We start from the raw sequence: 2,418 nt of genomic DNA on the forward strand, positions 1-2,418 counted from the left end.
GTGGAGTGGCCGGCCACGACCGCGTGCCGCACGCCGAGCCGGTCCAGCGCCGCGCCGACCCGCCGTCCCTGCTCGGCGACGGTGTAGCCGCCGCCGGCCGGTTTGGCCGACCGGCCGTGCCCGAGCAGGTCGATGCGGATCACGCGATGCGACCGCGCCAGTTCCGGGACCACCGGGTCCCACCAGCGGGTCGAGCCGGCCAGGCCGTGGATCAGCACGAGCGCCGGGGCGCCGGCGGGGCCGTCCTGGCGGACGTACAGGCCGCCGCCGTCGAGGGGCACGTTCGACTCGCCCGCGGCCTCCTGCCCCGACACCACCAGCGTGTTCGCCAGGAGCAGCACGGCGGCCGCGAGCAGCACGGCCGCCACGACGCGACGACGTCGGCCGCGGCCCTTCGCGCGCCGCCCGGCCGCCGGGCGGGCCGGGGTCCGGACCTCTTGGGAAGTCATCATGGCCACACTGTCGCGGGCCACCCGCCCCGCCGGCTTGTACGAATGTTCCCGCCCGCCACCGGCCGGGCCCCGCACCGGTAAGGCCGCCACCGGTCGAGCCTTCACCGGTAAGGCCGCCACCGGCCGGGCCCGTACCGGCAAGGCCGCCACCGGCCGGGCCGGGCCGGGGCCGGGTCAGGCCACGTCGCGGCGGAGCGGCCGCAGGACGGCGGCCGCGCTCGCCAGCGCCGCGTACGCCAGCAGGACCAGCGCCCCGGCGGCCGGTGACAGCAGCCGGACCGGCTCGCTCGACAACTGGGCGGCCAGCGCGTCGGCCACGGCGGTGAAGTCGGTCAGCGCCGAGGTCGCGCCGCCGGGCAGCCACGGGTACAACTCCCGCACGCCGGGGATCATGATCAGCGCCAGCTCGCCGCCGTACAGGTAGCCGATCACCACGCACAGCGCCGCGACCTGGTTGCGGATCAGCGCGCCCATGCCCACGCCCAGCACCACGTAGACCGCCATCGCCACCCCCAGCCGGGCCAGCAGCGCCACGATCGTCCCGGCGGGCAGGCCCAGCTCGACGCCGCGGGCCGCGGCCACGCCGAACAGCGCCGCCCCGGCCGTCCCGGCCAGCACCAGCCCGTACGCCAGGCCCGCCACGGCGTAGGCGACGAGCTTGGCCACCAGCACCCGCCACCGGTCCGGCGCGAACAGGAAGGTGAAGTTCACCGTGCGGTGCCGGTACTCCGACGTGACGGCGAGCGTCCCGACGGCGGCCGGCACGAAGGCGGTGAACCCGAGGAACCCCAGGACGGCCCGCACCCCCGCCTCGGTGTCCAGCCCCGGCATCGGCGGCTCGAAGTTCTCCGGCCCGACCAGGGCCAGCAGCCCGATCAGACCGCCCCCGAGCAGGACGGCCGCCAGCGGCATGCCCCACCACATCCTGGTGGCCAGCAGGCGCCGGAACTCCGCCCGCACGAACCCGGTCATGCCGCCGCCTCCCCGTCCGCGCCCGCCTCATCCGGCGCGCCCGCCGCTTCCCCGCCCGCGCCCGCCCGCTCCCGCACGCCCGCCGTCTGGCCGGTGAGGCCGAGGAAGAGCCGTTCCAGGGTGGGGCGTTCGGTGGTCAGGCCGTGCACCGGCAGCCCGTGCGCCGCGGCCAGGGCGGCGACCCGCGCCGGATCGAGGCCGCGGACCCGCAGGTCGTGCGGGCCGGCCACGTCCACCTGCGCGGCCTCGGCGGCCAGCGCCGCGCGCAGGGCGGCGGCGTCGGGGGTGCGCACCAGCACGTCCGGCTCGGTGCCGCACAGCTCGCGCAGGGGGCCGGCGGCCAGCAGCCGCCCCCGCCCGATGACCACCACGTCGTCGGCGACCTGCTCCACCTCGGCCAGCACGTGGCTGGAGACCAGCACCGCCCGGCCCTGCGCGGCCATCTCGCGCAGGAACGAGCGCAGCCACGCCGCCCCCTCGGGGTCCAGGCCGTTGCCCGGCTCGTCCAGCAGCAGCACCCGGGGGTCGCCGAGCAGGGCGGTGGCCAGGTTGAGCCGCTGCCGCATCCCGGTGGACAGGGCGCCGGTCGCCCGCCCGGCGGCTCCGGCCAGGCCCACCAGGCCCAGCAGGTCGCCGACCCGGCGATCGGGATGGCCGCCCATCGCGGCGTAGACGCGCAGATGGTCGCGGACCGAATGACGGGGGTGGAAGGAGGCGGCGTCGAAGGTCGCGCCCACCACGGTGGTCGGTCGCGGCAGGTCACGGTAGCGTCGGCCGCCGATCGTCACGCCGCCGCGGGTGGGGGTGACGTGGCCGACCATCATGCGCATCGTCGTGGTCTTCCCGGCGCCGTTGAGACCGAGGAACGCGGTGACCGCCCCGGGCCGGACCGTGAAGCCAAGCCGATCTCGCGATGGGTGCCGTCGCAGAGCGGTTCGTTGCCGAGCGTGCCGATCCGCGGCTCAGGCAACGTCGTCACCCGGCCGCCGGCCGT

General features: G+C 77.3%; 3 protein-coding genes. All 3 read right to left on the reverse strand.

Translation table 11 applies throughout. The features are described 5' to 3' along the window. Window positions 1-452 (reverse strand): alpha/beta fold hydrolase (locus ACWCSD_RS51560; protein WP_449927052.1); only part of this gene is annotated, 452 nt, incomplete at its 3' end. Between the two features lie 174 nt (window positions 453-626). Then, window positions 627-1,424, reverse strand: a complete 798-nt coding sequence (locus ACWCSD_RS51565) for an ABC transporter permease (RefSeq protein ID WP_397163046.1) — start codon at window positions 1,422-1,424, stop codon at window positions 627-629. Further along, window positions 1,421-2,353 carry an ABC transporter ATP-binding protein gene (locus ACWCSD_RS51570; protein WP_449927055.1) on the reverse strand — a complete coding sequence of 311 codons (933 nt, stop codon included), beginning with the start codon at window positions 2,351-2,353 and terminating at the stop codon, window positions 1,421-1,423. Before ACWCSD_RS51570 ends, ACWCSD_RS51565 begins: the two co-directional genes overlap by 4 nt. Window positions 2,354-2,418 lie beyond the last annotated feature (65 nt).

This window comes from Nonomuraea sp. NPDC001684, from assembly GCF_053596515.1.